29 protein-coding genes are annotated in these 26,843 nt (G+C 36.3%); 17 read left to right on the forward strand and 12 right to left on the reverse strand.

Going from position 1 to position 26,843, the window contains the following annotated elements; all coding sequences use genetic code 11:
* Positions 1–71: 71 nt before the first annotated feature.
* The 4 genes from prmA to ACZZZW_RS17820 all read right to left on the reverse strand — a co-directional run bounded on the left by prmA (position 72) and on the right by ACZZZW_RS17820 (position 3,217).
* The gene (gene prmA, locus ACZZZW_RS17805; protein ID WP_463495405.1) at positions 72–920 is read right to left on the reverse strand and encodes a 50S ribosomal protein L11 methyltransferase; all 849 of its coding nucleotides are present in this window, start codon (positions 918–920) and stop codon (positions 72–74) included.
* Positions 921–1,682 (reverse strand): triose-phosphate isomerase, encoded by a 762-nt coding sequence (gene tpiA / locus ACZZZW_RS17810; RefSeq protein WP_055905276.1) that lies wholly within the window; start codon positions 1,680–1,682, stop codon positions 921–923. It lies immediately after the preceding gene.
* A gap of 47 nt (positions 1,683–1,729) precedes the next feature.
* A complete protein-coding gene (locus ACZZZW_RS17815; RefSeq protein WP_463495407.1) occupies positions 1,730–2,896 on the reverse strand; it encodes a putative sugar nucleotidyl transferase in 1,167 nt (388 codons plus the stop codon).
* Between the two features lie 72 nt (positions 2,897–2,968).
* Complete coding sequence (locus tag ACZZZW_RS17820; protein ID WP_025142617.1) at positions 2,969–3,217, reverse strand: type B 50S ribosomal protein L31; 249 nt, start codon at positions 3,215–3,217, stop codon at positions 2,969–2,971.
* Between the two features lie 318 nt (positions 3,218–3,535).
* On the opposite strand from ACZZZW_RS17820, the gene ACZZZW_RS17825 reads away from it, so the two are divergent.
* Positions 3,536–3,703, forward strand: a complete 168-nt coding sequence (locus ACZZZW_RS17825) for a hypothetical protein (protein WP_157255353.1) — start codon at positions 3,536–3,538, stop codon at positions 3,701–3,703.
* Positions 3,704–3,709: 6 nt separating this feature from the next.
* Positions 3,710–4,411, forward strand: coding sequence for a hypothetical protein (locus ACZZZW_RS17830; protein WP_463495409.1), 702 nt, complete (start codon positions 3,710–3,712; stop codon positions 4,409–4,411).
* Here the strand turns inward: ACZZZW_RS17830 and ACZZZW_RS17835 are convergent.
* From ACZZZW_RS17835 to mce, 3 genes are all read right to left on the reverse strand, one after another.
* The gene (locus ACZZZW_RS17835) at positions 4,408–4,704 is read right to left on the reverse strand and encodes a hypothetical protein (protein WP_463495411.1); all 297 of its coding nucleotides are present in this window, start codon (positions 4,702–4,704) and stop codon (positions 4,408–4,410) included. The two genes, ACZZZW_RS17830 and ACZZZW_RS17835, sit on opposite strands and share 4 nt — an antisense overlap.
* Before the next feature lies 1 nt (position 4,705).
* The gene (locus tag ACZZZW_RS17840) at positions 4,706–5,266 is read right to left on the reverse strand and encodes a hypothetical protein (protein ID WP_463495412.1); all 561 of its coding nucleotides are present in this window, start codon (positions 5,264–5,266) and stop codon (positions 4,706–4,708) included.
* Positions 5,267–5,468: 202 nt separating this feature from the next.
* Complete coding sequence (gene mce / locus ACZZZW_RS17845; RefSeq protein WP_463495414.1) at positions 5,469–5,876, reverse strand: methylmalonyl-CoA epimerase; 408 nt, start codon at positions 5,874–5,876, stop codon at positions 5,469–5,471.
* A 117-nt stretch (positions 5,877–5,993) separates the two neighbouring features.
* Between mce and ACZZZW_RS17850 the strand changes: the two genes are divergently transcribed.
* The 6 genes from ACZZZW_RS17850 to ACZZZW_RS17875 all read left to right on the forward strand — a co-directional run bounded on the left by ACZZZW_RS17850 (position 5,994) and on the right by ACZZZW_RS17875 (position 11,668).
* Positions 5,994–7,205, forward strand: a complete 1,212-nt coding sequence (locus ACZZZW_RS17850) for an IscS subfamily cysteine desulfurase (RefSeq protein WP_463495416.1) — start codon at positions 5,994–5,996, stop codon at positions 7,203–7,205.
* Positions 7,206–7,311: 106 nt separating this feature from the next.
* Complete coding sequence (gene iscU, locus ACZZZW_RS17855; protein WP_025142622.1) at positions 7,312–7,725, forward strand: Fe-S cluster assembly scaffold IscU; 414 nt, start codon at positions 7,312–7,314, stop codon at positions 7,723–7,725.
* Positions 7,726–7,825: 100 nt separating this feature from the next.
* Positions 7,826–8,152, forward strand: coding sequence for a HesB/IscA family protein (locus ACZZZW_RS17860; protein ID WP_463495418.1), 327 nt, complete (start codon positions 7,826–7,828; stop codon positions 8,150–8,152).
* Positions 8,153–8,478: 326 nt separating this feature from the next.
* Complete coding sequence (locus ACZZZW_RS17865) at positions 8,479–10,392, forward strand: AMP-dependent synthetase/ligase (protein ID WP_463495420.1); 1,914 nt, start codon at positions 8,479–8,481, stop codon at positions 10,390–10,392.
* Positions 10,393–10,476: 84 nt separating this feature from the next.
* Complete coding sequence (locus ACZZZW_RS17870) at positions 10,477–11,211, forward strand: DUF6597 domain-containing transcriptional factor (RefSeq protein WP_463495422.1); 735 nt, start codon at positions 10,477–10,479, stop codon at positions 11,209–11,211.
* Between the two features lie 64 nt (positions 11,212–11,275).
* Complete coding sequence (locus tag ACZZZW_RS17875; RefSeq protein WP_463495424.1) at positions 11,276–11,668, forward strand: VOC family protein; 393 nt, start codon at positions 11,276–11,278, stop codon at positions 11,666–11,668.
* A 199-nt stretch (positions 11,669–11,867) separates the two neighbouring features.
* Here ACZZZW_RS17875 and ACZZZW_RS17880 read toward each other — a convergent pair whose 3' ends face one another.
* Entirely contained in the window at positions 11,868–12,362 is a 495-nt protein-coding gene (locus ACZZZW_RS17880) for a hypothetical protein (RefSeq protein ID WP_463495426.1), read from the reverse strand.
* A gap of 295 nt (positions 12,363–12,657) precedes the next feature.
* On the opposite strand from ACZZZW_RS17880, the gene ACZZZW_RS17885 reads away from it, so the two are divergent.
* The 4 genes from ACZZZW_RS17885 to ACZZZW_RS17900 all read left to right on the forward strand — a co-directional run bounded on the left by ACZZZW_RS17885 (position 12,658) and on the right by ACZZZW_RS17900 (position 17,942).
* Entirely contained in the window at positions 12,658–15,297 is a 2,640-nt protein-coding gene (locus ACZZZW_RS17885; RefSeq protein ID WP_463495428.1) for an outer membrane beta-barrel protein, read from the forward strand.
* Between the two features lie 80 nt (positions 15,298–15,377).
* Positions 15,378–15,701 (forward strand): MGMT family protein, encoded by a 324-nt coding sequence (locus ACZZZW_RS17890; RefSeq protein ID WP_463495430.1) that lies wholly within the window; start codon positions 15,378–15,380, stop codon positions 15,699–15,701.
* Between the two features lie 185 nt (positions 15,702–15,886).
* Positions 15,887–17,596, forward strand: coding sequence for a lysine--tRNA ligase (gene lysS, locus ACZZZW_RS17895; protein WP_463495433.1), 1,710 nt, complete (start codon positions 15,887–15,889; stop codon positions 17,594–17,596).
* Between the two features lie 133 nt (positions 17,597–17,729).
* Positions 17,730–17,942, forward strand: a complete 213-nt coding sequence (locus ACZZZW_RS17900; protein WP_029275714.1) for a hypothetical protein — start codon at positions 17,730–17,732, stop codon at positions 17,940–17,942.
* Between the two features lie 71 nt (positions 17,943–18,013).
* Here ACZZZW_RS17900 and ACZZZW_RS17905 read toward each other — a convergent pair whose 3' ends face one another.
* Positions 18,014–18,568, reverse strand: a complete 555-nt coding sequence (locus tag ACZZZW_RS17905; protein ID WP_463495435.1) for a pyridoxamine 5'-phosphate oxidase family protein — start codon at positions 18,566–18,568, stop codon at positions 18,014–18,016.
* Between the two features lie 175 nt (positions 18,569–18,743).
* Here ACZZZW_RS17905 and ACZZZW_RS17910 point away from each other — a divergent pair, with 175 nt between their 5' ends.
* On the forward strand, positions 18,744–19,241 hold the full coding sequence (locus ACZZZW_RS17910; RefSeq protein ID WP_463495437.1) for a YdeI/OmpD-associated family protein: 498 nt from the start codon (positions 18,744–18,746) through the stop codon (positions 19,239–19,241).
* A gap of 83 nt (positions 19,242–19,324) precedes the next feature.
* On the opposite strand, the gene ACZZZW_RS17915 is transcribed toward ACZZZW_RS17910, so the two are convergent.
* Positions 19,325–19,864, reverse strand: a complete 540-nt coding sequence (locus ACZZZW_RS17915; protein WP_463495439.1) for a DUF2892 domain-containing protein — start codon at positions 19,862–19,864, stop codon at positions 19,325–19,327.
* A 116-nt stretch (positions 19,865–19,980) separates the two neighbouring features.
* On the opposite strand from ACZZZW_RS17915, the gene ACZZZW_RS17920 reads away from it, so the two are divergent.
* Complete coding sequence (locus ACZZZW_RS17920; RefSeq protein ID WP_463495441.1) at positions 19,981–20,499, forward strand: thioredoxin family protein; 519 nt, start codon at positions 19,981–19,983, stop codon at positions 20,497–20,499.
* A 258-nt stretch (positions 20,500–20,757) separates the two neighbouring features.
* Positions 20,758–21,438, forward strand: coding sequence for a uracil-DNA glycosylase (gene ung / locus ACZZZW_RS17925; protein WP_463495443.1), 681 nt, complete (start codon positions 20,758–20,760; stop codon positions 21,436–21,438).
* Between the two features lie 1,287 nt (positions 21,439–22,725).
* On the opposite strand, the gene ACZZZW_RS17930 is transcribed toward ung, so the two are convergent.
* A complete protein-coding gene (locus tag ACZZZW_RS17930; protein WP_025142637.1) occupies positions 22,726–23,196 on the reverse strand; it encodes an Lrp/AsnC family transcriptional regulator in 471 nt (156 codons plus the stop codon).
* A gap of 127 nt (positions 23,197–23,323) precedes the next feature.
* Between ACZZZW_RS17930 and ACZZZW_RS17935 the strand changes: the two genes are divergently transcribed.
* Both ACZZZW_RS17935 and ACZZZW_RS17940 read left to right on the forward strand, forming a co-directional pair.
* Positions 23,324–23,986 carry a metal-dependent transcriptional regulator gene (locus ACZZZW_RS17935; RefSeq protein ID WP_463495446.1) on the forward strand — a complete coding sequence of 221 codons (663 nt, stop codon included), beginning with the start codon at positions 23,324–23,326 and terminating at the stop codon, positions 23,984–23,986.
* Positions 23,973–25,838 (forward strand): Nramp family divalent metal transporter, encoded by a 1,866-nt coding sequence (locus ACZZZW_RS17940; RefSeq protein WP_463495448.1) that lies wholly within the window; start codon positions 23,973–23,975, stop codon positions 25,836–25,838. Before ACZZZW_RS17935 ends, ACZZZW_RS17940 begins: the two co-directional genes overlap by 14 nt.
* A gap of 265 nt (positions 25,839–26,103) precedes the next feature.
* On the opposite strand, the gene ACZZZW_RS17945 is transcribed toward ACZZZW_RS17940, so the two are convergent.
* On the reverse strand, positions 26,104–26,583 hold the full coding sequence (locus tag ACZZZW_RS17945) for a TlpA family protein disulfide reductase (RefSeq protein WP_463495450.1): 480 nt from the start codon (positions 26,581–26,583) through the stop codon (positions 26,104–26,106).
* Positions 26,584–26,843: the final 260 nt, after the last annotated feature.

The following is a 26,843-nucleotide window of genomic DNA, read 5'->3' on the forward strand; positions in this document are numbered from 1 at the left end:
TGGAGACTGGAGATGTGAAAACAAGTTTTGCGTTGTAGACCTTAATCCCATCACCCTAAACCTTCCACCTTCTACCCTTTTACCTTTTTCTCAAACTGAGCCGCAACCCAGTCGCCATTTTGTTTATGATCGACGTATTTAATGCCGTATTTAGCACATTCTGCAGTAATCATACCCAAATCAGGATCTAAATAAAAGCCACTGAAGAAGATTTTACCTTCAGTTTTTAATACCCCGGCATAACGGTGGATCTGATCTAAAAGAATATTTCTATTGATATTGGCAAAAATAACATCATATTCTTCGTCGGGGATTACTTCTTTACTGCCACATAATGCCTTTAAATTATTTACATCATTAAGCGCAGCATTTTCTATGGTACTTTCGTAGCAAATATCATCATAATCAATTGCCATTAAGCTTTTAGCACCTAATTTTGAGGCCAAAATCGCTAAAATACCAGTACCGCAACCCATATCCAAAATATCTTTATCTTTTAAATCGGCTGCTAAAATATATTGCATCACCATAGTTGTGGTTTGATGATGACCGGTGCCAAAAGCCATTTTAGGATCTATTACAATCTCGTATGGATAGGAAGGTTGAGGCTCATGAAAGGTTGCCCTTACGTAACAAACGTCATCAATAATCAGCGGACTGAAGTTTTTTTCCCATTCAGCATTCCAGTTTTCGTCGGCAACATCTTCTAAAACATAATCTGTTGCAAACTCCTCACTATAATTTGCTAAAAGTTCTTTTAACTCTTTTTCGTTAAAATTATCCTTGATAATGAAGGCTGTAAATCCACTTTCACTATCTTCGAAGGTATCGAAGCCTAAATCGGCAAGATCGCTGATCAGCAAATCCTGTTGATAATCTTCGATACCTTTGAATGTAAATATTGCTTTTATGTATTGCATTTAGCTGTTTAATGCTTTGATAATATCTGTAAAATCACGAGATTTCAATGATGCACCACCAATTAAGCCACCATCAATATCTTTTTGAGAGAATAAGCTTGCTGCATTACCAGGGTTACAGCTACCACCATACAAAATGGTTGTATCATCAGCAACATTAAAACCATAATTGGCTTCAATTTCACTGCGGATAAAAGCATGTATATCTTGTGCCTGCTCTGGCGAAGCGGTTAAACCTGTGCCAATAGCCCAAACCGGCTCATAAGCAATAACGATCTTTTTAAAATCTTCTTCAGTTAAGCTGAAAATACCTTCTACCAATTGTTTTTTTAATACTTCGTAGTAGCTGCCGTTGTTTCTTTCATCTAAAGTTTCGCCAATACAAAAAATAGGAATTAAACCGTTCGATAAAGCTACCTTTGTTTTTTCAGCCAATAAAGCATCGCTTTCTGCAAAATACTGTCTGCGTTCTGAGTGACCTAAAATAACATATTCTGCACCAACAGATTTTACCATTTTAGCCGAAGTTTCGCCAGTATAAGCACCACTTTCTTTATCGCTGATGTTTTGAGCGCCAATTTTAACATCGTTACCACCCAATTTTGCCAAGCTGTTTAAATGAATAAATGGTGAGCAAATAATGGCCAGTTGATCGCCTTTGCGCTCATCTTTAACCATATTTACAATTTCGCTGAATAACGAAACGCCTTCATTATAATCTAAGTTCATTTTCCAGTTACCGGCAACAATCTTTTTTCTCATTTTGTATTATTTAATGGTTGGTTGATCTTTTTCAGATCGGTTTTATATTAAAATCGCCTATACGATTCAGTTAATTCAAATATTTTGGCAATAACGTTTTTTTCAGTTTCATCAAATAACAAATCTTTTCTTGAGAATACCTTTTCCGTTGTTCCGAACATCTTATCCAGCCTGTATTCTTCAAAACCACTAGCCCCTCCCCAACTAAAATCAGGTACATGGTTTGGCGGGAAACCTGCACCGAAAACATTCGTTCCAACTCCAACTACAGTTCCGGTATTAAACATGGTATTAATACCGCTCTTTGCATGATCAGCCATGATTAAACCACAGAATTGCAAATTGGTATTGCGCATTTTTTTGCTTTCGTAATCGTAAAGTTTTACTTCAGCGTAATTATTTTTGAGGTTCGAATTATTGGTATCAGCACCAATATTGCACCATTCGCCCATTACTGAATTACCAAGATAACCCTCGTGACCTTTTGCCGAATTGCCCCAGATAACTGAATTGTTAATTTCGCCTCCGGCACGGCTGTTTGGACCTATTGTAGTGCCAGAATATATTTTAGCACCCATTTTAATTGATGAATTTTCGCAAAGCGCAAAAGATCCTCTTATTAAACTACCCTCCCAAACTTCAGCATTTTTACCCAGATAAATCGGGCCATATGTGGTATTAAAAACGCTGCATTCGGCTTTGGCACCTTCTTCAAGAAAAATATCTTCGCCCAATAATTGATTCGTGCCACTTAATTTAGCTGAAACTCGGCCTTCAGTTAATAATTTATAATCTTTCCTAATTTCGCTTGGGTTATTAATAAAAATATGCTCAGGATACACAATTTGCACAAACTCACGTGCATATTCAACTGGTTTTAATGACTTAACGGACTCTATATCATGATTTGCTGAGATATAAGCAATAATTACATCTTTTTTATAGAGCACTTCTCCATTCTTTAAACTATTTACAGCATTTAGTAAAGCATCATCCGGACAAATAGAACCATTTATACATAAATTGGCATTAGGTTTCGGGGCGAATTTTACAGAAAGGTAATCTTGCGTGTGAAAACCAAAATCAGCTTTTAAATATTTGGCCCATTTTTCGGCAATGGTTAAAATACCAATGCGTAAATCGGCTACCGGCCTGGTAAAGGTAAGCGGACGTAGCGACATCCAGGAAGCATCATCAAATAGATTGATTGTCATAAGCCACAAAAATAAAAAAAGTCCCGATGCTTTTGGCAAAGGGACTTCAAAAAATGCTTTTTACTGCTAAAATTATTTCTTAGCGTAACGGTTTTTGAATTTATCGATACGTCCTGCTGTATCAACCAATTTCATTTTACCAGTATAAAAAGGGTGTGATGTATGAGAAATCTCTAATTTATAAAGAGGATATTCGTTACCATCTTCCCATTTAATTGTTTCTTTAGTATCTACGCAAGATTTTGTTAAGAAAGCATATTCGTTAGACATATCTTTAAAAACAACTGGTCTGTAGCTTGTTGGGTGCAAATCTTTTTTCATTTGAATATTATTTTTAGTTATTTGTGTGAAAGCATCAAGAACATTTTTGCAATTTGCTGGCAACAACGCTTATGACATTTCCTATTAGTCTTTCTACCTCTATTTTAGAGGATGCAAATATCTTAATTTTATTTCTGATTTACAAGCCAAAATTAAAATTTTAAATTATAAGACATTTCGGTTCTTAATTTAGAAAAACAGATCAGCTTATGTTTAGTTAAAATGATACCGCAGTTTACCATAACCGCAACAAAATTAAACTTTTTTGGATTTAATATTGTTTTTCAGATATTTAAAAAATATATGTAATTTTGATATATGAGAAAAGACAGCGAATTTGATGGAATTATCCATGCCAACAGCAGCGGAAAACTCTACATTAAAAGTCCCGATTTCTTTGCACAGCCAAGGGTTATCCAAATGGTAAGCTCCTTAATGGAATCGAGCATCTTTAAAAAAATAGAAAAAGATAAAAAAAGAAAATAGTTTATAATGCCATTTAACCTACTGCTCTTTCCTCTTGTAGGTGGCTATTATATCTTAATCAGGTTCAGATACCTAAGGTATGTTCAATATCGGCTCGAAAGTCAACGCATATTATTAAATTCTGCTTTTGCCGGCATCCTTTTACTTGGTGCATGTTTTATTTTCAGGGCAATACTAATCGCCATTTGGCCGGAAACAGTTGAACAGCTAAGTAAATTACTCCCAATACACACCCCTTATTTCGGAACCACTAGCATGTCGTTATTTGTAGCCGTAGCTGCAACAGAAATTGCCAATCTTTTTATTAACCGTTTAAAAGCCATTAAAAGTGCAATTGCTACCTCAGGAAATGAATTTGAGTTGCTATTAAGTTCGTCTTTTTTTGATGCGCACCTTTTACAGTTTACCATGGACAGCGGCAAATTTTACATCGGCTGGGTGAAAGAACTGCCAAAACCTTTTACCACAAGTTATATCCGCATTACCCCTGCTTTTAGTGGTTACCGCAAGGCCGATGATAAGGAACTGGTTTTTACCACCCAATATTTAACGGTTTACGCCAGTTATATTGAAGATGGCTCGGTTGCCAATACAGATGAATTAAAAACCGACCTTGTGTTAAAAGCAGATAAAATCAATTCCATTTCGTTTTTTGATATGGATATGTACAACAGGTTTAATCCTTCGCAGGAAGAAACTACCGATTAATCCTTTTTCGGACTGTATTTTTTCCAGGTTTCTATTTTAGCCATTTGGCGTGTAATATAGGCATCGGCAATTACTTCGGCTGAACTTGAGCCCTTTACGATTTCTAACAATTCTTTTAATTTATATTGATCTACATCTGCCTTATATAAGATCTGGATCAGTTTCGGGAAATCGTTATCGATTAAATAGGCAAAAGCATCAACCATTGCATCCCGTAACTGGCTTTCGGAAAGGTGATTGGGGATATCGAAATCTTTGCTGATGATCTGAACTAAAGGTTTTATATTACTCAATTTAATTTCTTCCTAAATTATATAAATTATTTCGATAGCCTATTACCTCAACAACAATACCATCACTTAAGCATTGCTTTAAGACAACCGGAGCCAATTCCTTAACTGAGGGCATCAATACCCTCCTAACAATCCCTTGATGAAGGTATTCTTGACAGTAGATTATGTTTCCAGCCCTTTTAATCATCTCTCCATGATAATTAAACACCTTACCTCGATTACCTAATATACTACCGATATAAACCTTATGCTTCTCATGATAAATGAAAGTTAAATATTCCCCGTCCCATTCTATCAGATGGCAATCAAAATGCTCATAGGTATCTTCCTTACTCGTTACCGGCACCCAGCTTGAAACATTTTTATCACCATAGATAACAAGGCGCTTTTGATCTCTACCATCTACTTGAAACCAGGCCAACCGCTCACCATTATAAGCAATATCATGAATAAAAATACTATACCGTTGATTAGCTGCATCGTACACTATATACAATCCATCATAACTCACATTTTTATATTTTGCCTTTAATAAACTAATTACAAGTTCAGTTAATTCCATTTAGGGATTGTTAAGTGTTGTTTATAAAGATAGTGTTCGATTTTAATAAGAACCCACAACCCCAAGTTAAATAAACCTGATGGAAACGGCAGCTCCCGATTGAAAAGAGGGACTATAGTGTACAGCAGGACTGAAAAGGCTATGGAATACGGAACCAATCGTTTTCAAAAGACCCTGAAATAAATTCAGGGTGACGCCCGAGTTAAATACATTTAATTTCCTGGCAAATCTCAATCAGCACACCGTTGGTATCCTTTGGATGCACAAAACACACCATTTTATTATCCGCCCCTTTTTTTGGCGAATCGCTAAGCAGCACAAATCCTTCTTTGTGTAACCGTTCCATTTCGGCCAGGATATCATCAACCAGAAAAGCAATGTGGTGGATCCCCTCCCCTTTTTTCTCAATAAATTTAGCAATTGCACTATCTGGAGCCGTAGCCTGAAGGAGCTCAACCTTATTTTCGCCTGTTTTAAAGAAAGCCGTATTTACAAATTCTGATGCAACCTGCTCTGTTTTATAGCAATCGGTATTTAATAGTTTTTGATAAAGATCTATCGAACTGTTAAGGTCTTTTACCGCGATTCCGATGTGTTCTATCTTATTCATAGATTATAAGGTTATGTGAATGTAAAAATGCGGCTTTTCTCTATAAGGTCATAGCTAATATTTATAATTGTTAAATAAGTTTTTTCGTATCTTTGTGTTATAATTAACAGAATAGAGATGAAACAGCCGATATATTTAGATAATAATGCAACAACCCCACTAGATCCAAGGGTGTTGGAAGCAATGCTACCTTACTTTACAGAGAAATTTGGAAATGCCGCAAGTCGTAATCACGCGTTTGGCTGGGTGGCTGAAGAGGGTGTAGATTATGCTCGTGAGCAGGTAGCCAAATTAATCGGCTGTACTGAAAAAGAAATTATTTTTACATCAGGTGCTACCGAAGCCGATAACCTGGCGATTAAAGGTGTATTTGAAATGTACAAAGAAAAAGGTAACCACATTATTACTGCGGTTACTGAACATAAAGCAGTTTTAGATACTTGTAAACATTTAGAAAAAAACGGTGCCCGTGTAACGTATCTAGGCGTTAAAGAAGATGGTTTAATTGATTTAGCTGAATTGGAAGCTGCCATGACTCCTGAAACGATTTTGGTTTCGATTATGTATGGCAACAACGAAATTGGTGTAATACAACCGGTTAAAGAAATTGCAGCTATTGCACACAAACACGGTGCTTTATTTATGACTGATGCTACGCAGGCAGTTGGTAAAATACCTGTTGATGTAAATACTGACGGTATTGACTTAATGGCTTTCTCGGCACATAAAATGTACGGTCCGAAAGGTGTTGGCGTACTTTACGTTCGTCGTAAAAACCCAAGGGTTAAAGTAACTGCACAAATGGACGGCGGGGGCCACGAGCGTGGAATGCGTTCTGGTACGTTAAATGTTCCTGGTATTGTTGGTTTAGGAAAAGCCTGCGAACTTTGCCGTTTAGAAATGGAAAGTGAATCAATCCGTTTATCTGCACTACGTGATAAATTGGAAAGCACGCTAAACCAAATGGAAGAAAGTTATGTTAATGGTAATACACAACACCGTTTACCACATGTAGCCAATATTTCTTTCAAATATGTTGAGGGTGAAGGTTTAATGATGGCCATGAGTGATTTAGCAGTATCTTCTGGATCGGCTTGTACTTCAGCTTCATTAGAACCATCATATGTATTAAAAAGCTTGGGTTTATCTGATGATTTAGCGCACTCTTCTATCCGTTACGGTTTAGGAAGATTTACTACAGAAGAAGAAATTGACCAGGCTATTGAAGTTACCCAAAAAGCAGTTAACCACTTAAGAGAACTTTCTCCACTTTGGGAAATGTTTAAAGAAGGAATTGACTTGAGTAAAATTGAGTGGGCAGAACACTAGGACAGTTTGAATTGGCAGTTCGCAGTATTGAGTTGCTAAAGATAATTGAAAACTGATAATTAATAAATAAAACTATCTCCGAAAGGAGTTTTAAGAAATAGAAAACATGGCATATTCAGAAAAAGTAATTGACCATTACAATAACCCACGTAACGTAGGTACATTAAATAAAGACAGCAAATTTGTAGGAACAGGATTAGTTGGCGCACCTGAGTGTGGCGACGTAATGCGCTTACAAATTGAAGTTGGAGAAGATAACGTAATCACAGATGCCAAATTTAAAACATTTGGTTGTGGTTCGGCTATTGCTTCCTCTTCATTGGCTACAGAATGGTTAAAAGGAAAAACAATTGATGAAGCATTATCTATCGATAACATGGATATTGTTGAAGAATTGGCTTTACCTCCAGTAAAAATTCACTGCTCAGTTTTAGCAGAAGATGCAATTAAATCGGCTATTAACGATTACCGCGTTAAAAATGGCTTAGAAGCAATTGTATTGGAAAAATCGCACCATTAGAATAGATATGAGACAATAGATTTGAGATGTGAGAGCACCTAACTTATGGCGCTCAAATATTTCTCAAATCTAATCTCTCAAATCACAAATCTCGATCACAATGATTACAATAACAGATAAAGCAAAAGATAAAATTACACACTTAATGCAGGATTCAGAAATGGGTTCTGATTACTTTTTGCGTGTTTCGGTAAAAGGTGGTGGTTGCTCGGGTTTATCATATAATTTAGATTTTGATAACGAAGAACAAAATGGCGATCAGTTTTTTGAAGACAGAGGAATTAAAATTGCTTTGGATATGAAATCATTCCTTTATTTGGCCGGTACTGAATTAGATTTCACTGATGGTTTAAATGGAAAAGGTTTTAACTTTATAAATCCAAATGCCAGTCGTAGCTGTGGCTGTGGCGAAAGTTTTTCAGTTTAATCTAATCAATAAATTATATAAGAAGGTTTCATTTTATGGAACCTTTTTTGCGTTTTAAGAGATTTCATTATCCTTTCATTTTTTTCTATAAGATTTACACAGATCTTGAACCTGTTCCATAATTTTGGTTAATAGGTGAAAGAAACATTCAGCACCTTAATAAAAATCAGTTTAATCTGCACCTATTTTCTTTCTAATCTACCGAAAAAATCAACAACCAAAGCAATCTTAAAGCTACCTGACCAACGAAACACTAGCCCCAATTTGTATTTTTAAACCAAAAAGCCTTATAATTGTCAATTATATTAGCGAACCAAATTACGAGCATGCCATTAATAAACGAATTTTCAACTGTTCCTACCTTATTGAGAAATGTTGTAAAAAACATTCATAAGCCACAAGAAACTTTTTTGATTCACAAACAAGGTGCAGAATGGACTGAAATTTCTTATGAAGATACCTTAAAAAGGGCTGATGCGGTTTCTGCTTTCTTTTTAGAAAAAGGAATAAAAAAAGGAGACCGCTTAGGTTTGATGATTGAAAATTCGCCGGAATATGTTTATTATGATCAGGGCATACAACAGATCGGTGTAATTAACGTATCGATTTACCCAACCCTTTCTGAGCAGGAAGTGGCTTACATCATTAATGATTCTGGCATAAAAGCCATTCTTGTTGGGAATAATTTTCTTTATCGTAAAGTACTCAAAGTTGCAGCCAATTGTAAAGCATTAAAATACATCATTCCTGCTTTTAAGGATTTTGAAAAAGTTGTTATTCCTTCGGAAGTAAATGTAGAAGTAATTGCATTTTCCGAAATTCTTGCGCTGAAACATCAGGTAACTGCGGCAGAAAAAGCAGAAATCGACCAATGTAGAAGCCTGGTTTTACCTGATGATGTTTCTTCATTAATTTATACCTCAGGAACCACAGGAACACCAAAAGGCGTAATGCTTACCCATTATAATTTTGTAAAAAATGTTGAAGTTTGTTTACAGCAAATACCCGTAATCGATCAAACTGAAACCTTTTTATCATTTTTACCACTCTCTCACGTATTCGAACGGACTGCAACCTATCATGTTTGTTGTGCCCAAGGCTGCAAAATTGCCTTTGCGCAAAGTTTAGAGTTGTTGGCAAAAAACATGGGCGAAGTTAAACCAACGGTAATGAGCTGTGTACCGCGTTTGTTAGAGCGGATACATGATAAAGCGATTAAAGGTGGAACCGCTGGCGGAGGTACAAAAGCAAAAATATTTACCTGGGCTTTAGAAACCGGCAATAAATTTCGCGTAGCAAAAGAAGCAGGTAAAAATCCAGGGTTGCTGTTATCCGTTAAAAAAGGAATAGCAGAGAAACTGGTTTTCAGTAAAATTAAAGAGAAAACAGGCGGTCGGCTGAAATTTATGATTTCTGGAGGCGCTGCCCTTCCTAAAAATGTAGGTGAGTTTTTTGGCGATCTGGGTATTAAAATATTGGAGGGTTTTGGCTTAACAGAAACATCACCTGTAATGTCGGTAACTGAATACCACAGACAGGTTTATGGTACTGTAGGTCGTGTTATTCCTGGCATCGAAGTGGGTATTCAGGATGTAGAAAGCAAAGAAATGTTGAGCATTCAAACTCATAATACTTTTAATGAAGAATTTGAATGTGCCGAAGGCGAAGTAATTGTTCGCGGCCATTGTGTAATGAAAGGCTATTTTAATAAACCTGCTGAAACTGCAGAGGCGATTGATAAAGACATGTGGTTCCATACTGGGGATATTGGCCGTTTTTACAAGGGTAATTTACAGATTACAGACCGGTTGAAAAATATGATCGTAAATGCTTATGGTAAAAATGTTTATCCTACCCCGGTTGAAAACATTTATTTAAAAAGCCCGAAGATTGATCAGCTGTTTTTAATTGGAGATAAACGCGAATTTATTACTGCTATTATTATTCCGAACAGAGAAACTTTAGAAGAAACATTTAAGCTTAAGCCATCATTTTTCGATGAGTCAGACCCTTTTATCCGTGAACAGGAAATTTTGGATTGGATGGAACTGGATATCAAAAAAATATCAAGTGAACTTGCCAAATTTGAGCGTATCAAAAATTTTAAGATCAAACGTAATCCTTTCAACATAGATGAAGGTGAAATTACGCCAACAATGAAAGTGAAACGCCGTATTGTAGAAAAAAAATATGCTGAGGCGATTGATGAAATGTATGAGGAAGGTATTGAGGCCGAATAGAATGCCTTTAAAAGGTAATCTGTAGTATATAAAGAATATTAAAATAAAAGACCACATATTGTATTGATTTACATATTCTAAATAATGGCCTATTCAGAAATACAGCCTCATTTGGTCTTAAAACTTTATATTGATGCCTATTGGATAGCTGCAGTTTCTGAATATACGCTTAACAAGAACAAGATTTTACCAGATGGATGTATAGACATCATTTTTAATATTGAAGATGATTACCGTACTGATGATGGATTTGTGTTAATGAAAAGTGAAGCCATTTATCTTGTTGGTACAATGATGCGTTTCAAAGAATATAATACAATTGGTAAAGTAAAAATTTTGGGCGTTCGGTTTAAACCTGCCGCATTCACCCATTTCTTCAAATTTCCATCATTACATGAACTTACCGATGAAAGTATTGAGTTAAAAGACATGCTGCTCCCTGTAATACGTTATATAGATGAGTACACTTTTGCAAAACTCGATCGCTTTTTTCTCAATAAATTATCTTTACCAAAGTATTCTATCCTTACTATTGTTGAGGATATCCGGGCTCAGCATGGCAAATTAAGAGTAGTTGAACTCGCTAAGAAACATTACACCACAACAAGGCAACTTGAACGCTCTTTTAAAAATTCAATGGGCGTTAGTCCAAAAGAATTTATTAATCTTGTGCGTTATCAGTTTGCGCATCGCCAAATTAAGAAACATAATCAGAATAAATGTTTGGGCGAAATAGCTTTCGAATCAGGTTACTATGACCAGGCTCATCTCACCAATGAGATCAAAAAATTTACCGGATCAGTTCCTAAACTTTTATAAATTTTGTCGCATTTTTCCAAAAACAGGGTTATTTCTAGCCTTATATTTGATAAAAAATAACATCATGGAAAAATTTGGCTACACAATACTCTACGTTAAAGACGTACTTGAATCGATAGAATTTTATGAGAAAGCATTCGGTTTCAAAAGAAAGTTTATTACTCCCGAAAATAATTATGGAGAATTATTAAGTGGTGACACTACCCTATCATTTGCCGATATTCACCTTGCCAATTCAAATCTATCAAACGGTTTTAAAGAAAGTTTAAAAGGCGAAAAACCTTTTGGAATTGAGTTGGGATTTACAACTGAAAATGTTGAACTTATTTTTAACCAGGCAGTTGAAATGGGTGCTACTCCTCTTGAAGAAATTAAAATAAAACCCTGGGGACAAGCAGTTGCCTATGTACAGGATATCAATGGCTTTTTAATAGAAATCTGCTCTCCTATGGGGTAATTGATAAAAGAAATCATCTTTAAGGTTAAATTAAGGAGGGGTGAACCACTACCCCTCCAAATCATCAACTTATTAACCTAATAACTTAAACCAAAAGTAAAGATCATTATTGGTAATTCCAAGTAAATGCAACAAAATTGCTTTTAATAATTCGTTAATATAAAACCTACTTAAATAGGTAATTAGAAAGTTTTGTACATTAACACTTCCACCGAATCATTGGTTCATTCGGCAACTCTTCTACCCTACTTACAGATTTTAATATAAAATCCTCACTAAAATCATGATTGTAGACGTGGAAATCAATCGGCCATTCATCTCTAATCATACCTGATACATATTTGCTAAAAATGCGCTCAAAAGCTTCAAAATTTACTGTTGGCTTACAGATAAGCATAAATTCGCAATCTGATTTGGCAATAACCTCCACAATTAACTTGGGCCATCGGTTACAAATTTCTACTGATAAAATATGATAGTTTTGCCGGTCGATCAATTTCCCAGCTCCTTTAATCATTTCAGGAGGAAGGCATTCACCTAAAACTGCTTCCCACTTCCCTGCTCTTTTTTCTATGCTGCCTAAAAACTCATCTCCATCTAAAATAGACCAAGAACCGCCGTTAGTAAACTGGATTAACTGGTAGGTAAATTTATCCCCATCCGGTGTTTCAAAAAAGTAATTTAATTCAATCATTGATTATAAACATGGCACATCTGCGGCCTTAAATAGAACGCATTCTAATATTACAAATATGCATTTTAAACCACAATATTACTAATATTTTTAGTAAAAAAATATCAATCACATCTTACTATTAGAAAGTAACAGAAATTTTAATGAAGGGCTAACCCGTACTTTATACCATCTGCAATGGCATATTTACCCTACAAGTTGCACATTTACAGTTGTTAACATCAGTAACATGTTGATTACGCACAATGGGTTTAGAAATCCTGTCTGTATTTTTATACCACACACAAATAAATTAATGAGGGTTTTTACTAAATCGATTTTCTTATTCCTGCTCCTGGCAGGACTTTACAAAAGCAGTAATGCGCAAAGCTTCACTGTAAAAGGCACGGTGCTGGATACTGCAGGCCTGCCGCTTCCTGGTGCTGTGGTTAGGATAAAATCAATTACAGATAGCATAGGTACTTCTGCCAACCCAGATGGCACATTCACAATTGGAAAAATTAAATCCAAGCAATTTACCCTATCGGCTGCATTTATTGGTTATGATACTTTTATCAAAAAGTATCTCATTGAAAAAGGCAACAGTATAAATTTAACCGATATCAAACTGAAACCATCATCGAACACATTAGATGCTGTAGTGATTTCGGGCGTACCGCCTGTTAAAGTTACAGAAGATACGGTAAGTTTTAATGCAAAAGCTTTTCCTGTAAGGGATGGGGATGCTGTTGATGAGGTACTGAAAAGGCTCCCGGGTATAAAAGTAGATAAAGATGGTAATGTAACCAGTCAGGGAGCCCCTGTTACCAAAATACGGGTGAATGGGAAAGATTTTTTTGGAACAGATGTAGCTACGGCCATTAAAAACCTTCCTGCCGATATTATAAAGAACCTTCAATTTATAGATGATTATGGTGATCAGGCAAAACTCACTGGAATTAAAACTGGCGAGCCGGAAAAGATACTGAACCTTACCATCCAGGAAGATAAAAAGAAAGGCTATTTTGCCAGGGCATCTGCCGGTGTAGGCAATTCAGACCGTTACAATACCAACATCAGAGGCAATAGCATGAAAGGCGAACAGCAAATCTCTTTTGACGGAACATCTGCCAATGCCAATATGCGCGGAGGCGGAGGCGATGGGGTTACCACCAGGAATGCAATCGGATTAAACTACAAAAATGAGTTCGGCACTAAATTATCTGCAGATGCTGCTTATAATTTCAACAATGATAAAAATAACACCATCAGCAACACGTACACACAAAATTTTTTACAGGATGCTGCTCAAAATCCAATCAGCCGACTGGAAAATGCAAATAACAACAGTATAAACAACAATCGCAATCACTGGTTTGGCGGTAATCTGGAGTATAAAATCGATACGATGAATTACCTCAAAATCTCACCAAACTTTTCTTATAGCATCAATAATGGAAATAATACAGGAGGTTCTATAATTACAGAGGATACACTGTCTACGCGCAAAGAAAGTTCAGGATTTAGTAATTCAAACAATGTAAATGCAAGAACGAACTTATTTTTTAACCATAAGTTTGCAAAAAAAGGACGCAACCTAACAGTTTGGAGCAGTATTAATTATACTAATGGCGAAAATTACCGCGATTCGTACAACAGCTACATCAATACGCATAGCAATGTTGCCGATTCTGTAATCCAAAATCAGCTGAACAACCAGGATAACAGAAACTTCGGACTAAACGCCGGTGCATCGTATATGGAACCACTTTGGAAAAAAACTTTTTTCGAAGTGAATTACAATTGGAACCGATCGGCAACCAATAATGCTAAAGATACCTATGATGTTGTTGATGGCAAACAGGTTTTTAACCAAAACTTAAGCAACATTTACGATTATCAGTTTATTACCAATAAAGTTGGATTAAATTATCGTTACATAGGCGAAAAGCTAAATTATACCCTCGGTTTAAATGCACAGCCTGCATTGCTGCGCGGACAGAATTTAAACAATGATATTCAAACAGTTAACCGTACTTTTAACCTCATACCCTCCGGGCGTTTTTCTTATAAATTTTCCAACCAGGAATCATTTGATATTAATTACTGGGGCAGAAACAATCAGCCTGGCTTTCTCCAACTGCAACCTATAACCGACAATTCTAACCTTCAGAATACCATTACAGGAAACCCGAATTTGAAACCTGAATTTATCCACAGCATTAACGCACATTACAAACAAGCAGATTGGAATGCGGGAAAAGTGATTCAGGCCAATTTAAAATTCGAACAGACAAACGACAGGATTGTAACCACTAAGGAGCGTGTACCCAATACCGTGAACCAGCGCACGAGTTATATCAATGCAAATGGTTATTACACCCTGCAAGGCGACTACAACATTAGCAAACCACTTTCTGCTGAACGTAAATTTACCATTGGTTATTCTGGTTCCGGCCAGGTAAACAATAACATCACATTTACAGACAATAGTAAAATTGAAGCTAGGAATATTGCATGGCGACAGGAACTTGAATTCAGGGTTGATTTAAAAGACATTACAAATTTTGAGATCGAAACTTCTTATTCGCAAAACCTAACCAATTACAGTAGCGATACCTTTGCCGATCGCCAATCGAACCGCTTTGAATACGGTATTGAAGGCCGGAATTATTTTTTTAAGAACTTAACACTCGGTTATGATTTTAGCAAACAAATCAATTCTGGTTTTGATAATGGTGCAGTGCGAAACCCTACATTATTACGCTTATCAATGGAATATAAATTTATGAAAAACGATATGGCTGCACTCCGGGTAGAAGGATTTGACCTTTTCGATCAGAATTCGGGTATATCAAGAGATGTTTTCGATAATGTGATTGTAGATAGGCAGGTAAATCGCCTGGGCAGATACTTTATGCTGTCATTAATATACAGGGTGCGCAAATTCGGCTGATAATACCCCGATACATTATAAGGGTAAGTGTTATAAAAATATTTAATAAAATAAATAGCTTTATATTTTACTTGCACCACATGAAACAGGATTTATTTTTTGAACAGGTTTGGGATTTAACCCGCGAAATCCCTAAAGGCAGGGTAACATCTTACGGTGCAATTGCCAAAGCCATTGGTGCACCAAACCTATCAAGAATGGTTGCCCGTGCCATAGGTGCATGTGGTAACGCCAGGCCGCCTGTACCCTATCATCGCGTAATCAGTAGCAATGGTGCACTCAGTGGAGATCCATCTTCTACTCAAAAAAGACAACAATTTTTGGAGCATGAAGGTGTTGAGGTCAGGAACCTTAAAGTTCAAAACCTTAAAAAGATATTTTGGGATCCATTAAATGATCTCTAGTGATTAAATGCGCTGTAATCTCCAATAAAGCATTTATTAATTACAATACCTTTCTTATCTTTGCCAAAATCTATTTTTAAAAGATAATTTTTATTGGTAACAATTAATTATTCTTTTAATAACTAGATTGCAATTACAAATTTTAAACAAATTGCAAATCATTACTTTTGCAAAAAATACCCAAAATGAGTATAGGATTATCAGAACAGGAAATATTACGACGTGAGTCGCTAAAACAATTACGCGCATTGGGCATTGAGCCTTATCCGGCAGAAGCTTTTGAAGTTAATGCATATGCCGCAGATATATTAGCCAATTATGAAGCAGATAAGACGGCATATAAGACAGTAATTTTGGCGGGTAGAATTATGAGCCGCAACATTATGGGTGCTGCTTCTTTTACTGAGCTGCAGGATTCTACCGGTAGAATTCAGATTTACCTAAAGCGTGATGAGCTTTGCCCTGGCGATGATAAAACCCTATACAATACCGTATTTAAAAAGCTTTTGGATATCGGCGATTTCATTGGTGTGAAAGGTTATGTATTTACCACACAAACAGGAGAAATTTCTGTACATGTAACCGAATTTAAAGTACTTTCAAAATCTTTACGTCCGCTACCGATTGTAAAACGTGATGATGAAGGAAACGTATACGATGGTTTTACCAATCCTGAATTGCGTTACCGCATGCGTTATGTAGATTTAACGGTAAATCCTGATTACAAACAAATTTTCATCAAACGAAGCAAGGTAATTAACAGCATGCGCAATTACTTTGATGAGCAAGGCTGGATGGAAGTAGAAACCCCTATCCTTCAACCTATCCACGGTGGTGCTGCTGCGCGTCCTTTTGCTACACACCACAATACATTGGATATGCCGCTTTATTTGCGTATTGCTAATGAGCTTTATCTTAAAAGATTAATCGTTGCCGGTTTTGATGGCGTATATGAATTCGGTAAAATGTTCCGTAATGAAGGGATGGACCGTACGCATAATCCAGAATATACCTCGATGGAGATATATGTAGCCTATAAAGATTATATCTGGATGATGGCTATGGTAGAAGAATGTTTAGAAAAAGTAGCCATCGCTACAAATGGCTCGGCAGTAGTTAAAGTTGGCGAAAACAACATCAATTTCGAAGGACCATACGAAAAATTAACGATGTACGAATCAATCCAGAAATATACTGGGATTGATGTATCTGCAATGACCGAAGATGAACTTTTACAAACTTGTGCATCGTTAAACATTGAAACCGATTCTACAATGGGTCGAGGTAAATTGGTAGATGAAATTTTTAGTGCAAAAGTAGAGGCCAATTTAATACAGCCTACATTTATTACCGATTATCCAATTGAGATGACTCCGCTTGCTAAAAAGCACCGTACTGCTGCCGGATTAGTTGAGCGTTTCGAAATATTTGTAAATGGTAAAGAAATTGGAAATGCTTATTCAGAACTTAACGATCCGATTGATCAAAAAGAGCGTTTCGAAGATCAGCTGAAACTTGCCGATCGTGGCGATGCAGAAGCAATGGCCATGGATGATGATTTTGTTCGTGCTTTAGAGTACGGTATGCCGCCTACATCGGGTTTAGGTTTCGGTATCGATCGTATTGTGATGTTAATGACCAACCAAAGCACCATTCAGGAAGTTTTATTCTTCCCGCAGATGCGCCCGGAGAAAAAGAAAATAGAAATGACACCAGAAGAGACTGAATTGTATTCATTAATTGCTGAAGGTGAGCAATATTTATTAACTGAGGTAAAGGCAAAACTGGCAGATTGGAGCAATAAGAAGTGGGATACTACATTGAAGGCCCTAACCGGTAAAAATATCTTAAAAGTAAATAAAACCGACGAAGGTTTATTCTTATCACATAAGTAATCAAATTGATGTTCCTACGGGAATAGTGGATTTGATTTTAACAAAAACATAACATAAACTTAAAAGGCTTGCTAACAATTGTTTAGCAAGCCTTTTCTATATTTACAGCAATCGATAAATAAATCATTGCCCTATGAATACGTCAAGTTTAGAAATCAACGAAAGAGAGTACTGCATCAAATTAAGTAAAGATGCTTTTGACTTAACCCTGGTACGCCAATTAATAAAAAGAATCCAGGCCGAAGCCTTATTTTTCTCAAGAGTTCAAGCCGAAGAAGAAGATATCCTAAGCAAAAGAGCCCAAAGAGAAGAATTTGAGGGATTTGATTATTTAGGAGATAAATAAAATACGACCGTCACCCTGACTTTATTTCAGGGTCTATAAGATGCTGAAATAAATTCAGCATGACGAAAAATTTAATCTACCTCCAAAGTTCCCTCTACCGAATCATCCATAGTTTTTCCGGTAATAACAGATGCTGCCATTTTCAAAAATGCTACGGCAGTGCCGTGTTTGGTATCCCAATAATATCCTTCTGAAGGGATAACTTTGATCAATGTAATATTTGGATCGTCTTTTCCGCCTTGAAACCAGGTTTTAATAAATGGACTCCAAAGTTCATCTATTTTCGCCTGATCCCTGCTAATTTCAGAGATTCCGTAAATATTTACAAAACCCGAATGCGCGCCGGCCTGAAACAGCAAATGCGTAAAAGGATCGGTTGAAATCTCTTCATTTTTATGACTGTCTTTCATACTCATAAACCAGATGTTCCCTTCATCATCAATTTGTTGGATGGCCATAGGCCTAACAGATAAAGGTATACCAGTTTTAATATTGGTACAAAAAAAACAGCTTTCGGCTTTGTCTGCCAATTCTCTTAACTTCTCGATAGCCGCTTTGCCACCTAAATCTTTAATATTATTTTCTTCCTGAGTATTGTTAGTACTCCCTTCTTGTGATGTTGCCATAGTTAATATATTTTTATATAAACTACAATGGAAGATAGAGTTTAGTTTTGAGATTTTGTGTTGTGCACAGCAGGAAAAGCAATAAGTGCATGGCAAAAGCATTCGGAGTGAAACCAATCCATATTTTGTTGAATAAAATTATAGAACATTTAATGAAACAGAATAACTTTAGTTGATGGAAGTAAAAAAACCAAAACCATTTAACGCTCAGATTCAAATTATAGGCATCAATCCTTATGTATTTGTACCAGAAGAAACATTAAATTATATTTTTAATAAGGCCGGAAAAAGCAAAGGTAAACTGCCGGTCATAATGAAAATTGATGGCTTTGAGTTTAAGCAAACCCTCATTAAGTATGCTGGCGATTGGCGCTTGTACCTGAATATGCCCATGCGTAAAGCTGCTGGTAAGGTTGTGGGGGACACTGCAGATTTTGAAATAGAATTTGATACTAAAGAAAGGTTAATAGCCGTGCATCCAAAATTGACCAATGCTTTGGCAAAAAATAAACAAGCAAAAGAAATATTCGAGAACCTTCCTCCTTATTTGCAAAAAGAGATTATCCGTTATATCGCCAATCTCAAAACAGATGAAGCTGTAAATCAAAATGTTAAACGGGCCATTCGTTTTCTTTTGGGTAAAGAAAGATTTATCGGGAGGGATAAACCTTAATCAGAAATAGACATCTTGCGATTATATTTTCAAAAAAAAGCCACTTCAAATGATGAAATGGCTTCTCTAAGTATTATTCAAGTCTATCGGTAACGAACTTGCTGTTGTTTATCCATCATGCCCATCTGATCTTTCATTTGTTTAATCTGATCAGCCAATAATTTATTTTTATCTGCTTTTTTTGCTTCGGCCAGATACATGGTTGCTTCACGTTTGTTGCGTTTCGCCATTGCAATACCCGCTAAACTTAATTTTGCTAAAGCAATATTATGATCCATCTGCATACCTAAAGCAAGCGATTTTTTAAAATATTTTTCACTTTGCATTGGAGCAGTTCTGCTTTCAATTAAACCAATTAACAAATTATAATAACCATGTTGAACCTTTATCAACTGACTTTCGTAATTGGTAATCCGATCTAAAAACATTTTAGCTTTAGGCATGTTGTCTTTCCTAAGAAACCATTGTGCTAAAAGCATGTTTTCGTTAAAGAAGTAAGTTACTAGCACAATTATTCCCAATAAGATGGCAACAATGCCCCAAGGCCAAAAGCCGAAAATAAATAAAGCTACTGCGCCACCCAGTAAAGCAAACCCCGCAATTAATCTGATAATATTTGGCATAAATTTTATTCTAATTATTTTTTTTTTGCAAATATCGTGTTTAAATGGCAGAATTTAGATTTTAAAACAATAATTTCATTAAAAATTTCAAAGCAACAATAAAGCATCTCACAAATATGAAAATCCTCTTATCTATAACCCTAATCGTACTTGCAATGAACGTTTCTGCACAGGAATTGAATAAAAAAATCCACGATCAAGTTCACAATAAAGATATTCTGATTAACGCCTGCACCCGCGAAGGTATAAGCACTTTCCCAGAATTTAAAGAAATGTACGATCCACTTTATGCAGCTTACATACCAGATGCAGCAACAATGATCGAACTTAAAAAACTGATTAAAAATGAAAAAATTAAAATCGTTTTTGGTACCTGGTGCGGAGATAGTAAAGTGAATGTCCCTAATTTCTTCAAAATATTGGATGCCCTTCATTTCAAAGAAAAAAACGTAGAAATTATTGCTGTTGACGGTAATAAAAAAGCCGAAAATGGCATTTTAGACGGCTTGGATATTTTAAGAGTTCCCACATTTATTGTTTTGGATAAAAAGGGTAAAGAGCTGGGTAGAATTATTGAAGGCCCGAAAACAACCCTTGAAGGAGATTTGTTAGCAATTTATAAGAAGAAATCTTAAAATTTGTGAAGAATTATGGTTGATAGATTGATGGCTCATAGTCTTTTGGTCAATGGTTGATAGCCTGATGGTTCATTGTTCATAGTCTGATAGTCCATGGTTGATAGCCTGATGGATCATGGTTCATAGCCTTATAGTCCTATAATCAATGGTTGTTAGTCACTCCATCGGCTTCTGCTCAACACCTTACCATTGACTATCAACTATTATACTATTAACCAATTGCATATTACATTTATACATTTTACATTAAAAAACATGTCTGCAGCATTAGAACCAGGTTGGTTAGCCGTTTTAGAAGAAGAATTTGAAAAAGACTACATGAAAAACCTGAAGTCTTTTTTACAGGAAGAAAAAAATAATGGGGTAACGGTTTACCCGAAAGGAGCAGATATTTTTAATGCTTTAAATACTACTCCTTTTGATCAGGTTAAGGTGGTTATTTTAGGTCAGGATCCTTACCATGGTGTTGGGCAGGCCCATGGTTTATCTTTTTCTGTTCAGCGTGGTGTTACCGTTCCGCCCTCATTAAAAAATATTTACAAAGAATTAGAAACAGATATTGAAGGTTTTAAAACACCAAATCATGGGCATTTAACGCATTGGGCAGAACAAGGCGTATTGCTCTTAAATGCAACATTAACGGTTCGGGCATCTGAAGCTGGCTCGCATCAAAACCGAGGCTGGGAAATTTTTACAGACGAAATTATTAAAGCGCTATCTCAAAAACGCGAACACATTGTTTTCTTATTATGGGGAAAATATGCACAACAAAAAGCAGCTTTAATTGACCAAAAGAAACATTATGTATTAACCGCAGCGCACCCTTCACCGTTTTCGGCGTATAATGGTTTTTTCGGCTCGAAGCATTTCTCTAAAGCAAATCAACTTCTGGTACAAAATAACATTAAACCGATTGACTGGAACCTGCCAGCCTAATGAATGTTTATTTTATAAGCATACAATATCACCCCACACGTCACACTGAATTTATTTCAGGGACTTAACAGTTAGATAGATGCTGAAATAAATTCAGCAAGACGCAGTACCTAGCAAGACGTAAAACTCACAATACTCATTTACCCCCACACGTCGCCCTGAATTTATTTCAGGGACTTAACAAATAGATAGATGCTGAAATAAATTCAGCAAGACGTAACACTTAGCAAGGCGTAAAACTCAGCAAGACGCAATACCCCCCCACACGTCACCCTGAATTTATTTCAGTGACTTAACAGATAGATAGATGCTGAAATAAATTCAGCAAGACGAAATTCTTAGCAAGACGCATAACTCACAAGACGCATTTACCCCACACATTACCCTTAGTTTATTTCAGGGACTTAATAGATAGATGCTGAAATAAATTCAGCAAGACGAAATTCTTAGCAAGACGTAAAACTCATCAAGACGCAATACCCCCCACACGTCACCCTGAATTTATTTCAGGCACTTAACAGTTAGATAGATGCTGAAATAAATTCAGCAAGACGAAATAACCCACACACGTCACCTTGAATTTATTTCAGGGACTTAACAAATAGATAGATGCTGAAATAAATTCAGCAAGACGAAATTGCAAGACGCATTTACCCCACACATCACCATGAATTTATTTCATGGACTTAACAGATAGATAGATGCTGAAATAAATTCAGCAAGACGAAATTCTTAGCAACACGTAAAACTCACAAGACGCATTTACCTCACATGTCACCCTGAATTTATTTCAGGGACTTAACAAATAGATAGATGCTGAAATAAATTCAGCAAGACGTAATTCTTAGTAATACGCAAAACTCATAAGACGCATTACCCCCACACGACACCCTGAATTTATTTCAGGGACTTAATAGTTAGAAAGATGCTGAAATAAATTCAGCAAGACGAAATAACCCACACACGTCACCTTGAATTTATTTCAGGGACTTAACAAATAGATAGATGCTGAAATAAATTCAGCAAGACGAAATTGCAAGACGCATTTACCCCACACATCACCATGAATTTATTTCATGGACTTAACAGATAGATAGATGCTGAAATAAATTCAGCAAGACGTAATTCTTAGCAAGACGTAATACTTAGCAAGACGCATTTACCCCACACGTCACCCTGAATTTATTTCAGGGACTTAACAAATAGATAGATGCTGAAATAAATTCGGCAAGACGAAATACACGTTAGCATAAAGTTATTTCAGGGACTAATAAGCCGTTTATAGATTTAATACTCCAATGGCACAATCGGTTCCTTTTTCGTGGTCGACATGATCATCATCGTTTGAAAGGTTTTAACCACAGATATCTTACTGATTTTATCCATAATTAAACGTTCGTATGCTTTAATATCTTTTACGTAAACTTTCAATAAAAAATCGGCCTGCCCAGTAACATGATGGCATTCCGTAATTTCTTTAATCTGGTTTACTTCATCTAAAAAGATTTGTATAGTGTTGTTCTTATGAAAATCCAGCTGAATCTGAATAAAGGTTTTAATCCCTAAACCCAGCTTTTCTTCATCTACCAGTGCATGATAACTTTTAATATAGCCTGCCATTTCGAGCTTGCGTACACGCTCTAAAGTTGGTGCAGGTGATAAACCAATTTCCTGGGATAAAAGTAAGTTGGTAATTCTTCCGTTTTCTTGAAGAATTCTTAAAATTTTGAAGTCAATTTTATCTAATTCAGATGCCATATGGTGTTAAAGGTATTTGAGAATACAAACATAACCAAATTATATTCTAAATTTTAACATAATTTATCATATATATTTTAAATAATTATTTTTAGATTTACCTAAAAATAAAATTAGATAAATATAAATGCAAAGTTATACCGAAGAGAACTATCTAAAAACTATTTATCATTTAGCAGAGAAAACTACTAACGTTCAAACCAATGCAATTGCAGAACAAATGCAAACCAAACCTGCATCTGTTACCGATATGATTAAAAAATTGGCCGATAAAGGTTTAATAGATTACATCAAATATCAGGGCGTTACCTTAACTGAAACCGGAAGAAATACTGCGATTGATATTGTACGCAAACACCGTTTATGGGAAGTTTTTTTGGTTGATAAATTAAATTTTAAATGGGATGAGGTGCATGATGTGGCCGAAGAACTCGAACATATCAAATCTATCGAACTGATTGAAAGATTAGATGAATTTTTGGGCTTCCCTAAGGCAGATCCGCATGGAGATCCCATACCTGATAAAAACGGTAGGTTTGCTAAAACCCAGTTTATAAAACTTATTGAGTTAAAAGTTGGAGATGCTGGTACCATTACAGGCGTTAGTCAGCATAGCTCAGCATTTTTAAAACACTTAGAAAAATTAGGGCTCACTCTGGGCAAACAAATCCAGATCAATGATGTTACCGATTTTGATGGTTCGGTAGAAATCCTGTTATCCGATAAACAAGTTAATATTAGTAGAGAAGTTGCAAAACACATTTTAATCAGCAGTAATGGCAAAAACTGAATCCTTAAGTGAAGTACATCAAAGCGTAAATACAGATAAAAGAAAGGGCTGGAAGCGGATTTTGGCTTTTATTGGTCCCGCTTATTTAATTAGCGTTGGTTATATGGACCCTGGCAACTGGGCTACAGACCTTGCCGGGGGTAGCAAATTCGGTTATCAACTGATCTGGGTTTTACTGATGTCGAACCTCATTGCGCTGCTCCTCCAATCGTTAAGTGCCCGTTTGGGTATTGTTAGGGGGCTAGATCTTGCACAGGCATCTAAACAAGCCTATCCACGCTGGGCAAACATTCCACTATTCGCTCTGGCGCAAACGGCAATTATAGCCTGCGATTTAGCCGAAATTATCGGTATGGCCATTGGTTTACAACTCCTGTTTGGTTTGCCACTAATCTGGGGAATTTCTATCACCATATTTGATACCATTTTACTGCTCTTTTTACTTAACAAAGGCATGCGTGCCATGGAGGGCTTTATCGTATCGATGGTTTTTATTGTGGGTATTTCGTTTTTAGTAGAAATGTTTATTGTAGAACCCTCTCTAAAAGAAGTTGCAAGAGGCTTCGAACCTTCTATATTAAATGGAGATGCTCTTTATATCGCCATCGGGATTATTGGTGCCACCGTAATGCCACATAACCTGTACCTGCATTCATCACTGGTGCAAACCAGAAAAATTGAGCGGAGCAATAAAGGAATTAAAGAGGCTTTAAAATTTAACCTGATTGATACCACTGTAGCCCTTAACCTTGCCTTTTTTGTTAACGCTGCTATTTTAATACTTGCGGCTGCTGCCTTTTACAAAAATGGCTTACATGAAGTTGCCGAAATACAGGATGCACATAAATTATTGTCGAATATTTTTGGCAATATAGCCCCAACCCTATTCGCAATCGCATTAATTGCCGCCGGACAAAGCTCTACGGTTACGGGTACTTTAGCCGGACAAATTATTATGGAAGGCCACATTAACTTAAGGATCCAACCATGGCTTAGGCGTTTGATTACCCGTTTATTGGCCATAATACCAGCCTTTTTCACCATTTTACATTATGGCGATGATGCCCTGGGCGGTTTATTAGTGCTCAGTCAGGTGGTTTTAAGTTTACAGTTGGGCTTTGCAATTATTCCGCTTATACATTTCACATCAGACAGGAAACTGATGAAAGATTTTGCAATTAAACCCTGGATTAAGGTATTGGCCTGGGCAAGCGCGCTTGTTATTATTGCCCTTAATGTAAAACTGGTTATAGAAGAAATAAGCGGATGGGCAAAAGGCGGCAACAACTGGTGGATTTACGTAATCGTATTGCCAGCATTAATCCTGATCGTTTTATTACTTCTTTATGTATTTCTTCATCCTCTTTTAGAAAAGAAGAAAAATGATGCACGGCAGATGGTGCCACATGGAAATGCATTGGATATTGGTAAAATAGATAAGATAAATTATAAAAGAATCGGTATCGCAGTAGATTTTTCTAAAAATGACCGGAATACCATTCGTCATGCGTTAATTCAGGGCGGAAAAGAAGCACATTACTTCCTGATCCACGTGGTAGAAACGGCTGCTGCAAGATACCATGGCAATAACGTTATGGACCATGAAACTCAAAGTGACGCAGCTAACCTTGAAAAATACAGAACCAATCTTGAAGATCTCGGCTACGACTCCACACCGTTTATTGGTTTCGGAAATACAGGAAAAGCCATTGCCGAGATCAGCAACAGGAATGAAATGGAATTACTGGTAATGGGTGCACATGGCCACAAGGGTTTAAAAGACCTTGTTTTTGGTACCACTGTTGATTCTGTTAGGCATAAGGTTAACATCCCGGTACTCATTATAAGGTAATTTTAATGAAACCTCGCTGCGTTGGGCAGCGAGTAATTATGAGGGTCATGAAACCTTCCTGCCATGAGCAGCGACCAATCATGAGGGTCATGAAACCTTCCTGCCATGGGCAGCGAACAATCATGAGGGTCATGATACCTTTCTGCCACCTGCTGCTTGGAAAAATTATAAACAACTTGTTTTACCTAACGCAGGGCTAAAATTATGATTGTTCGCTAAAATTGAACACAACCAAATTGATTAAACAGCACTAAAGCAATGGGCATTATTTGTTTACCACTGTCATTAATTTTTTAAAGCCACCATCGCCAGATTCGTACATTAACAGTTTACCTGCCTGAGAATATAAATACATTGCCGGGTATTGTTTAGGTAAGAAAGTTGGAATAAACATGCGTTTTTTATCCTGCAACACCAATACATTGGGTTTCGCATTTAAACCTTTAGCGTAGGAATTGAAAAATTGCGGAATAATATAGCCCTCATCCATCGTAATCATGTAAATATTTACATCCTTAAACTTTGCATAATTGGCATTTAAAACTTTACTCTCTCTCTGGCAATGTTCGCAGGTACAATCAAACAGAATAAAAAGGTTTTTCTTTCCTTGTTTAATATCAGTATTGGAAAATGCCTTTCCATCTAAACGGTAAAAGGTAAATTGGGGCAATAAGGTGGGCTGCTGTGCCTTTACCTGGAAAGTGATGGCGAATAATAAGATTAAAAGTAGGTTTCTGAATTTCATTTTGGATATTTAAACTTCAAACTTAAACGAATAAATACGAACATAATAATATATCCTTAGCTTTTACAAACAGATGAAAAATTTTAATAGCCAAGTAAGCTTACATGCACAATATAATGTATTTTAAAGCTTTAGTGGCGTTGTAATATTTTGGAAATGATTGCCGGCATTCCATAGCAATTGCAGCCCCGCCATACACTTTATTCCGATGAGGGATCGGAATGTTCGCTCCTGTCGGGTTTAGGAACAAGGGTTTGGTA

The organism is Pedobacter sp. AC379, assembly GCF_979258145.1.

What these genes read in the sequence shown, in the direction of transcription:
- ACZZZW_RS17870 (WP_463495422.1), top strand. Translation starts at nt 10,477, where the DNA reads ATGGCCTATTCAGAAATACAGCCTCATTTGGTCTTAAAACTTTATATT.
- prmA (WP_463495405.1), bottom strand. Translation starts at nt 920, where the DNA reads ATGCAATACATAAAAGCAATATTTACATTCAAAGGTATCGAAGATTAT.
- ACZZZW_RS17915 (WP_463495439.1), bottom strand. Translation starts at nt 19,864, where the DNA reads ATGCCAAATATTATCAGATTAATTGCGGGGTTTGCTTTACTGGGTGGC.
- ACZZZW_RS17935 (WP_463495446.1), top strand. Translation starts at nt 23,324, where the DNA reads ATGCAAAGTTATACCGAAGAGAACTATCTAAAAACTATTTATCATTTA.
- lysS (WP_463495433.1), top strand. Translation starts at nt 15,887, where the DNA reads ATGAGTATAGGATTATCAGAACAGGAAATATTACGACGTGAGTCGCTA.
- ung (WP_463495443.1), top strand. Translation starts at nt 20,758, where the DNA reads ATGTCTGCAGCATTAGAACCAGGTTGGTTAGCCGTTTTAGAAGAAGAA.
- ACZZZW_RS17940 (WP_463495448.1), top strand. Translation starts at nt 23,973, where the DNA reads ATGGCAAAAACTGAATCCTTAAGTGAAGTACATCAAAGCGTAAATACA.
- ACZZZW_RS17825 (WP_157255353.1), top strand. Translation starts at nt 3,536, where the DNA reads ATGAGAAAAGACAGCGAATTTGATGGAATTATCCATGCCAACAGCAGC.
- ACZZZW_RS17885 (WP_463495428.1), top strand. Translation starts at nt 12,658, where the DNA reads ATGAGGGTTTTTACTAAATCGATTTTCTTATTCCTGCTCCTGGCAGGA.
- tpiA (WP_055905276.1), bottom strand. Translation starts at nt 1,682, where the DNA reads ATGAGAAAAAAGATTGTTGCCGGTAACTGGAAAATGAACTTAGATTAT.
- ACZZZW_RS17890 (WP_463495430.1), top strand. Translation starts at nt 15,378, where the DNA reads ATGAAACAGGATTTATTTTTTGAACAGGTTTGGGATTTAACCCGCGAA.
- ACZZZW_RS17815 (WP_463495407.1), bottom strand. Translation starts at nt 2,896, where the DNA reads ATGACAATCAATCTATTTGATGATGCTTCCTGGATGTCGCTACGTCCG.
- ACZZZW_RS17860 (WP_463495418.1), top strand. Translation starts at nt 7,826, where the DNA reads ATGATTACAATAACAGATAAAGCAAAAGATAAAATTACACACTTAATG.
- ACZZZW_RS17945 (WP_463495450.1), bottom strand. Translation starts at nt 26,583, where the DNA reads ATGAAATTCAGAAACCTACTTTTAATCTTATTATTCGCCATCACTTTC.
- ACZZZW_RS17930 (WP_025142637.1), bottom strand. Translation starts at nt 23,196, where the DNA reads ATGGCATCTGAATTAGATAAAATTGACTTCAAAATTTTAAGAATTCTT.
- ACZZZW_RS17820 (WP_025142617.1), bottom strand. Translation starts at nt 3,217, where the DNA reads ATGAAAAAAGATTTGCACCCAACAAGCTACAGACCAGTTGTTTTTAAA.
- ACZZZW_RS17840 (WP_463495412.1), bottom strand. Translation starts at nt 5,266, where the DNA reads ATGGAATTAACTGAACTTGTAATTAGTTTATTAAAGGCAAAATATAAA.
- ACZZZW_RS17850 (WP_463495416.1), top strand. Translation starts at nt 5,994, where the DNA reads ATGAAACAGCCGATATATTTAGATAATAATGCAACAACCCCACTAGAT.
- ACZZZW_RS17880 (WP_463495426.1), bottom strand. Translation starts at nt 12,362, where the DNA reads ATGATTGAATTAAATTACTTTTTTGAAACACCGGATGGGGATAAATTT.
- mce (WP_463495414.1), bottom strand. Translation starts at nt 5,876, where the DNA reads ATGAATAAGATAGAACACATCGGAATCGCGGTAAAAGACCTTAACAGT.
- ACZZZW_RS17905 (WP_463495435.1), bottom strand. Translation starts at nt 18,568, where the DNA reads ATGGCAACATCACAAGAAGGGAGTACTAACAATACTCAGGAAGAAAAT.
- ACZZZW_RS17830 (WP_463495409.1), top strand. Translation starts at nt 3,710, where the DNA reads ATGCCATTTAACCTACTGCTCTTTCCTCTTGTAGGTGGCTATTATATC.
- ACZZZW_RS17865 (WP_463495420.1), top strand. Translation starts at nt 8,479, where the DNA reads ATGCCATTAATAAACGAATTTTCAACTGTTCCTACCTTATTGAGAAAT.
- ACZZZW_RS17875 (WP_463495424.1), top strand. Translation starts at nt 11,276, where the DNA reads ATGGAAAAATTTGGCTACACAATACTCTACGTTAAAGACGTACTTGAA.
- ACZZZW_RS17910 (WP_463495437.1), top strand. Translation starts at nt 18,744, where the DNA reads ATGGAAGTAAAAAAACCAAAACCATTTAACGCTCAGATTCAAATTATA.
- ACZZZW_RS17900 (WP_029275714.1), top strand. Translation starts at nt 17,730, where the DNA reads ATGAATACGTCAAGTTTAGAAATCAACGAAAGAGAGTACTGCATCAAA.
- ACZZZW_RS17920 (WP_463495441.1), top strand. Translation starts at nt 19,981, where the DNA reads ATGAAAATCCTCTTATCTATAACCCTAATCGTACTTGCAATGAACGTT.
- iscU (WP_025142622.1), top strand. Translation starts at nt 7,312, where the DNA reads ATGGCATATTCAGAAAAAGTAATTGACCATTACAATAACCCACGTAAC.